General features: G+C 49.0%; 8 protein-coding genes. 7 read left to right on the top strand and 1 reads right to left on the bottom strand.

Annotated elements, in window-relative coordinates:
- From Q0X35_RS05505 to hisD, 5 genes are all read left to right on the top strand, one after another.
- Positions 1–849 (top strand): hemolysin family protein (locus Q0X35_RS05505; RefSeq protein ID WP_297566346.1); only part of this gene is annotated, 849 nt, incomplete at its 5' end.
- Positions 839–1,765: a GTPase Era gene (gene era / locus Q0X35_RS05500; protein ID WP_297566344.1), complete on the top strand. Its 927-nt coding sequence runs from the start codon at positions 839–841 to the stop codon at positions 1,763–1,765. The genes Q0X35_RS05505 and era, both read left to right, overlap by 11 nt.
- Positions 1,766–1,868: 103 nt before the next feature.
- Positions 1,869–2,612: a DNA repair protein RecO gene (recO, locus tag Q0X35_RS05495; RefSeq protein ID WP_297566342.1), complete on the top strand. Its 744-nt coding sequence runs from the start codon at positions 1,869–1,871 to the stop codon at positions 2,610–2,612.
- Positions 2,609–3,391 carry a polyprenyl diphosphate synthase gene (uppS, locus tag Q0X35_RS05490; RefSeq protein WP_297566340.1) on the top strand — a complete coding sequence of 261 codons (783 nt, stop codon included), beginning with the start codon at positions 2,609–2,611 and terminating at the stop codon, positions 3,389–3,391. The genes recO and uppS overlap by 4 nt, the downstream gene beginning before the upstream one ends.
- 25 nt (positions 3,392–3,416) lie before the next feature.
- On the top strand, positions 3,417–4,745 hold the full coding sequence (gene hisD, locus Q0X35_RS05485; RefSeq protein WP_297566348.1) for a histidinol dehydrogenase: 1,329 nt from the start codon (positions 3,417–3,419) through the stop codon (positions 4,743–4,745).
- Between the two features lie 31 nt (positions 4,746–4,776).
- Here hisD and Q0X35_RS05480 read toward each other — a convergent pair whose 3' ends face one another.
- On the bottom strand, positions 4,777–5,586 hold the full coding sequence (locus Q0X35_RS05480) for a VIT family protein (protein WP_297566338.1): 810 nt from the start codon (positions 5,584–5,586) through the stop codon (positions 4,777–4,779).
- Between the two features lie 54 nt (positions 5,587–5,640).
- Here Q0X35_RS05480 and Q0X35_RS05475 point away from each other — a divergent pair, with 54 nt between their 5' ends.
- Positions 5,641–6,780, top strand: coding sequence for a histidinol-phosphate transaminase (locus Q0X35_RS05475; protein WP_297566336.1), 1,140 nt, complete (start codon positions 5,641–5,643; stop codon positions 6,778–6,780).
- The coding region (locus tag Q0X35_RS05470; protein WP_297566334.1) for an imidazoleglycerol-phosphate dehydratase at positions 6,777–7,165 on the top strand (389 nt) is incomplete at its 3' end. The genes Q0X35_RS05475 and Q0X35_RS05470, both read left to right, overlap by 4 nt.

The following is a 7,165-nucleotide window of genomic DNA, read 5'->3' as shown; positions in this document are numbered from 1 at the left end:
GCAAAATTTACGGCGGTATTTGTGCGCCGCAGTGAGCCGAATGACGAAGAAGAAAAAGAAGATGAGGATGAAAATCGGCTCGTAATGATGGTGGAGCGCGTAGCAGAATCCAATGCTTTAGATGAAGAAGAGCGTTCTCTTCTACAATCGGTATTTCAACTTTCTGAAACGCTCGTACGCGAAGTTATGGTGCCGCGTACCGATATGATTCATATTAAAAAAGACCACTCACTAGATAAAGCACTCTCGCTTTTTGCTCGTTCCGGATTTTCCCGGGTGCCGGTGGTGGGGGATTCCGTAGACGAGCTGTGCGGCGTGCTCTATCTAAAAGATATAATCCGCCGTATTCATCACCGCAGTAATCCGCGGGATATTTCGGTAGCGGAAGTAATGCGAAAGCCCACATTTGTGCCGGAAACTATGACTGTAGATGTGTGCCTACACAATATGCAGAAATTAGCGATACATATTGCGCTAGTAGTAGATGAATATGGCGGGATTGCCGGGTTAGTGACGATAGAAGACCTTCTGGAAGAGCTAGTCGGGGAAATGGTAGATGAGCACGATCGCGCCCTCCCGGAAATAGAGACACTTAGTGAAGATAGCTACCGAGTGCCTGCCCGGCTTCCGCTCGACGATTTAGGGGAGCTTTTTAATTTAGATATTTCTGATGACGACGTGGATACCATAGGCGGTTTATTTGCAAAAGTGCTGGGGAGAGTGCCTATTGCCGATTCAGCTACCGAAACACACGGTCTGCATCTGCAGGCAGATAGATTTGAGGGGCGGAGAAAAAGAATCGCCAGTATTATAGTTTCCCGGGCAGAAAGTGACGGCGATGCAGAATAGTACTACTTGGCCGGCCGATTTTCGGGCGGGCTTTGTGGCGATTGTAGGAAGACCCAATGCCGGTAAATCCACTTTAACTAATGCGCTCATCGGGCAAAAAATAACTATTACAGCTAATCAACCGGAGACTACGCGCCGCGCGATTCGCGGTATTCTCAATCGGGAATCTGCTCAGCTCATACTCTTAGATACGCCCGGTTTGCACCGCCCGCGTACGCTATTGGGGAAGCGCTTGAACGAGATGGTACGAGAATCTTTAAGCGACGCCGATGTGGCGGCATTTTGCCTGCCGGCAGATGAAAAAATAGGCCCAGGAGATAAATTTTTACTCGATCTGCTCCAGCGAGCAAAAATTCCGCTCGTTGCTGTCATTACGAAAAGTGATACCTTAGGGCGGGCGGAACTAGCAGCTAAACTTTTAGAAGTAGATAAATTTGGAGATTTTACCGAAATAGTGCCGGTAAGTGCTTTAGAAAATAAGCAGCTAGATGTAGTGGCAGAAGTTCTCCAGGGGCACTTGCCACTCTCTCCGCCTCTCTATCCGCGCAGCGCCGTCACCGATGAGAGTACCGAGGATCGGATAGCTGAACTCATTAGGGCGGCAGCTCTAGAAGGCGCTCGCGAAGAATTGCCACATTCTATTGCGGTGGTGATTGAAGATATGGAGGAGCGCCCCGGTACGGGTAGTGAAAAGAATCCGCCGTTGCTAGATATTAGAGCTTCTCTCTACGTGGAAAGAGATTCCCAAAAAGGCATAGTGATTGGGAGAGGAGGCGCCCGCCTAAAAGCGGTGGGGAAAAAAGCGCGGCTAGAGATTGAAGAATTACTGGGACGGCGAATCTACCTAGATATCAGGGTAAAGGTAGCGAAAGAATGGCAGCGCGATCCGAAATTATTGCAGAGGTTTGGATTTTAAGTTGCTATATCGAAATTTTTGCGCAGTTTAGGTGCGCCGCCCTGAGCGGTTTTCTTCTGCGTGCGGAGCAGTATTTTCGGTGATTATCTAATAGGCTGAAATCATGCAAAAAACTTATCGGGATCGAGCCATAGTGCTGCGTACTGCCGATATTGGAGAAGCGGATAGAATTATTACTCTTTTCACGGAACGGCATGGAAAAATTCGCGCCGTAGCGAAAGGAGTGCGGAAGACGAAATCGCGTTTCGGAGCTCGCCTAGAGCCTTTCTCCTATATCGATATCCAGCTCTACCGCGGGCGCGGTCTAGATATAGTTTCTCAGGTGGAAAGCATAAATCAATATCAGCGCCGTCTTATTACTGATTACCAGTTATATACAGTAGCTTCCAGCATAGTAGAAACTGCTGACCACATAATGGAGCAAGAAGAAGTAGCTGATTACGGGCAGTTTTTATTGCTATATGGCGCTTTACATGCGCTAGCTAGCCACACGTTGCCGCCTCTCATAATTTTAGATTCCTATATTTTGCGTATCTTGCAGCAATCCGGCTGGGAATTAGCGATAAAAGAATGTGCACAATGCGGTGCGGTTGGAGTGCATACGGCTTTGCAACTAGATTTGGGAGGTTTGCTCTGCAATAAATGCCGTACGGGAAGTTCGGGGAGCATTATGCCCGAGGCGGCTCTTTTACTTGCTGCCCTGGTAGATGGCGATTGGGAGAAAGCTATAAGTGCCCCCGCTAATGCAAAACGTTCCGTAAACGCCCTTTTAAATGCTTATTTACAGTGGCATTTAGAGAGGCCAGTTAAGTCTTTACAGTTTGTGGATAGTAAACTTATATCATGACTATGAACTATTGCCGCCCGCCGGCGCACAAAAGTGGAGCACTTCCGCCGGTATTTTCGGGAAAATTACCGGAACATATAGCCATAGTTATGGACGGCAATGGCCGCTGGGCCAATGAGCGAGGACTAGCTCGTACCGAGGGGCATAGAGCCGGTGAATTAGCTTTGATGGATGTAATTGCCGGCGCAATTGAAAGCGGAATTTCGGTGCTTTCGGTATATGCTTTCTCCACGGAAAACTGGAAACGCTCGCCGCGGGAAGTTTCTTTTTTAATGAATTATTCTCGGCAAGTGATTCACCGGCGTTGTGCCGAGTTAAAATCTTGGGGAGTAAAGATTGTATGGTCCGGAAGAGAAGCGCGTCTCTGGAAATCAGTGCGGCAAGAATTAGAGAATGCAGCGCGGGAGACGGAAAACAATCAAGGCCTCATTTTGAATTTCTGTATGAACTACGGTGCCCAAGCAGAGATCGCGGATGCAATGCGGCAAATCGGGGCGGAAATTGAGCAGGGTCAGCTGCGGGCAAAAGATATAAAAGAATCTTTAATTTCGGCGCGTCTCTACCAAGATCTTCCAAATGTTGATCTTTTTATTCGCTCGGGAGGAGAGCAAAGAATTTCTAATTTCTTACTTTGGCAGTCTGCTTATGCCGAGTTGATGTTTGTGCCGGAGCTTTGGCCGGATTTTGATCGCTGCACGCTTTGGAAATGCTTAGCAGAATATGGAAAAAGGGAACGCCGCTTCGGCACAGCTACTGATAAAGTAGCTGATGAGAAATAGCGGGGAGGAAAATAACATGGATATAATGCGCGTAATAGATTTTTGCACTCTTGCGGGTGCAGAATTTTCTACCGTTCCTTTACCGCGCCCCCGCGTAGATATTCGGGCAGCTCTTAAACAGGTAGAGCCAATTATGCAAAGTGTGCAAGAGCGGGGAGCGGAAGCCCTCGCAGAGCTGGCGAAAAAATTTGACGGCGTTTGCCCTCCCTATCTGCGGGTGCCAGAGAGTGAACTAGTGAAAGCAGAGCGCCAGCTTTCCCCAGAGTTGCGCCAGGCTTTGCAGATTTCTATTGAACATAATCAGGCGGGGCATCGCGCGCAGTTGCCGGTCGAAAAAAATACGCAAATAATTCCGGGTGGTTATGTGCGCCAACGCTGGATTCCGGTGCGGCGGGTGGGGCTATATGTGCCGGGTGGTTTAGCAGTTTATCCATCTTCCGTAATCCACAATGCGGTGGCTGCGCAAGTGGCAGGAGTAGCAGAAATAGCCTTAGCTTCTCCGCCGCAAGCTAATTACGGTGGATTGCCACATCCAGTTATTTTAGCTGCTTGCCAACTTCTCGGAATTAAAGAGGTATATGCAGTGGGTGGAGCTCAAGCAGTGGCTATGTTCGCTTACGGAATATCGAGCGGCGAATCTGCGAGCGTTCCAATTTGTAAGCCCGTAGATATGGTCACCGGACCAGGAAATATTTTCGTAGCTGCTGCTAAGCGTTATGTGAAAGGTAAAGTGGGGATAGATGCGGAAGCTGGCACCACGGAGATAGCTATATTGGCAGATGAAAAAGCTAATCCGGAGTATGTAGCAGCAGATTTGCTCTCTCAAGCAGAGCACGATCCAGCGGCGGCCTCTTTGCTTATCACCCCTAGTGTGGAATTGGCACAAGCAGTAAATAAAGCGGTAGCTCGGCAAGCTGAGAATACGAAACATCGGGAGCGAGTAAAGCAGGCTTTAAGCGGAGAACAATCGGCTATAGTGATTACCCGCGATTTAGATCAAGCAGTAGCGGTAGTGAATGCCTATGGGCCAGAGCATCTGGAGCTGCAGACACAAGATGCTGCTGCTTGGGCAGCAAAAATAGTTAATGCCGGGGCTATCTTTATCGGAGATTACACCCCGGTACCGCTCGGAGACTATATGGCCGGATCAAACCACGTACTTCCCACGGGTGGAACTGCTCGCTTTAGTTCCGGATTAAATGCGCTTACTTTTCTTAAATCGGTGCAGGAAATTACTTATACACACACAGCTATGGAATCGCTCTACGCGCCGCTACACGCTCTGGCTGTGGCAGAAGATTTACCGGCGCACGCTCACGCTTTAGCGGTGCGTTTAGAGGATTTAGAAAAATAGTTTATCTAGCGCTTATTAGCTTATCTAGCGTTTAAGCGAAGTTACTTACTAGTACTCCGATAAAATAGGTGACGCCCATAGCGGTATTGCCGCCAATTATGTTACGTATGGTGGCGCGCAAAATAGGGGAATTTCCTAGTTTTGCTGATACAGAACCAGTGATAGCTAAAGCAATAGTTACCGCTAGGGCCGTCACCGGTACCGCTATTGCGTGCGGGCTTAAAAGCATAGCGAAGAGGGGAATAAGAGCTCCGATAAAGAATGCTCCCATAGAAGCCAGAGCGGCTTCCCACGGATTTACGAGTTCATCTGCTGCCAGTCCATATTCGTACTGTGCGTGGGCATTACTGGCAGATTCAATATCTTTACTTAATTCGCGGGCAGTGGCTAAAGCTAAATTTTTCGATATCCCTTGCCCGGCAATTAAACCAGCTAAACGCAGTTCTGCTTCGTATGGGTCTCTTTCTACATAGGCGCGCTGTTCAGTCAGAGCTGCCCGTTCGGCATCCCGCTGGGAAGATACAGATACATATTCACCAGCTGCCATTGAAAGCGCCCCGGCTAGCATTCCGGCAATACCGGAAGCTAAAAGCGCAAAATCAGAGAGCGATGCTCCAGCTACTCCCACTACGATACCGGCAGTGGAGACGATGCCGTCGTTTGCACCTAATACTCCTGCGCGTAGCCAGTTCAATTTAGAACTAAGAGCTCCTTCATCCGGGCTCACTACTGGAAAATTAGGGCAGACATTTTCGAGATTCTTAAGATTCTCAGAATTCTCGAGATCTACCAAATCTGCGCCACCGGCTCTAGCATCAAGTTCTATAAGCTTATTACCCATATAAGTACACTAGAATGTTAGTAGCAGTAATACTATCGAGGAAAGGCTAGCCTGATGCGCCAGTTGCGATTGCCGAAACGCCCAGATTTACAGGGAGAATCCCCTTATGGAGCCCCGCAATTAGAGGTACCTATTCGTCTAAATGTAAACGAAAATCCCTATCCGCTTACCCCGCAGGTGGTAGAGAGTATCGAAAGTCATTTAAGGGAGGCTTTGCAAAATCTAAACCGTTACCCCGATCGGGATTTTTTGCAGCTACGTCAAGCTCTATCTCACTATTTAGCTACGGAATCTAAAGTAGAAATCGATCCGGAAAATATTTGGGCAGCTAATGGCTCCAATGAAGTAATACTGCAGATATTGCAGGCTTTCGCCGGGCCGGGGCGCGTAGTGGCATCTTTTAGTCCCACCTACTCGATGTACCCGGAATATGCGCGGGATACTTTTTCTACTTTCGTTACCGGCCAGCGAAAACCAGATTTTTCCATCAATCTGGCAGAAGTGAAGCGGGTGCTAGCTGCCCATCGTCCGAGCGTTATTCTGCTGGCTTCTCCCAATAACCCCACCGGTACCGCACTGCAAAGAGCCGAATTAGAAGAAATTTTGCAGCTTACGCGCGATACGGGGCCGCAGCAAGAAGCAGAAAACGGCAAGCTCCTTCCAACTTGCACGCTAGTGGTGGTAGACGAAGCCTACGGGGAGTTTCGCCGGGAAAATACTCCCAGTGCGCTGCAGCTACTCGAAAAGTATCCGCATCTAGTAGTATGCCGCACGCTTTCCAAGGCGTTCGGTGCCGCGGGCTTGCGGCTCGGATACTTAGGGGCCAGCACCGAAATAATTGAGCAAATACGCCTAATTCGCTTGCCCTACCATCTCTCGGCTCTCACCCAAGCTGCTGCTTGCGGGGCACTGGCACAAAGTGCGGGGCAAATGCAGCAAGTACAGCAAATTCGCAGCGACCGCGATAAAATGGTTGCACAGCTGCAAGAGTGGGGATTCCAAAGTGTTCCTTCCGATGCCAATTTCGTATTCTTCGGAACTTTTACCGATAGACACCGCATTTGGCAAGAGCTTTTGGAGCGCGGAGTGTTAATTCGAGAAGTTGGCCCAGATGGTTGGCTGCGGGCGAGTGTGGGCACTCCTGCTGAAAATATGGCTTTTCTGCAGGCATTAAAGGAGGTTAGCGGAAAATGAATACTCGGATAGGTGAAGTCTCTCGCCGCACCGGCGAATCAGAAATATCTGTGGCAATCAATTTAGATGGGCAAGGGCATACCGAGATATCCACGGGAGTGCCTTTTTACGACCATATGCTCACCGCTTTCGGAAAACATGCTTTATTAGATTTAAAAGTGCAGGCACAAGGAGATATAGAAGTCGATGCGCACCACACCGTAGAAGATACGGCAATCTGCCTCGGAATGGCTCTGCGGGAAGCGCTGGGAGATAAAAAAGGAATAGTGCGCTTTGGTTATGCTTTTGCCCCGTTAGATGAAGCCTTGGCGCGGGCAGTTGTCGATATTTCCGGCCGCCCTTACGTGGTGCATCATGGTGAACCAGCTGGGCAGGAATATCATCT

This window comes from uncultured Arcanobacterium sp., assembly GCF_947253055.1.
GTDB lineage: Bacteria > Actinomycetota > Actinomycetes > Actinomycetales > Actinomycetaceae > Arcanobacterium_A.
The sequence above is the reverse complement of the archived record's forward strand: the minus strand, read 5'-3'. Positions and strand labels throughout refer to the sequence as shown.

Bases quoted from the DNA above. Each gene is read 5' to 3' on its own strand.
- recO (WP_297566342.1), top strand. From the start codon at position 1,869: ATGCAAAAAACTTATCGGGATCGAGCCATAGTGCTGCGTACTGCCGAT.
- Q0X35_RS05475 (WP_297566336.1), top strand. From the start codon at position 5,641: ATGCGCCAGTTGCGATTGCCGAAACGCCCAGATTTACAGGGAGAATCC.
- hisD (WP_297566348.1), top strand. From the start codon at position 3,417: ATGCGCGTAATAGATTTTTGCACTCTTGCGGGTGCAGAATTTTCTACC.
- Q0X35_RS05480 (WP_297566338.1), bottom strand. From the start codon at position 5,586: ATGGGTAATAAGCTTATAGAACTTGATGCTAGAGCCGGTGGCGCAGAT.
- uppS (WP_297566340.1), top strand. From the start codon at position 2,609: ATGACTATGAACTATTGCCGCCCGCCGGCGCACAAAAGTGGAGCACTT.
- era (WP_297566344.1), top strand. From the start codon at position 839: ATGCAGAATAGTACTACTTGGCCGGCCGATTTTCGGGCGGGCTTTGTG.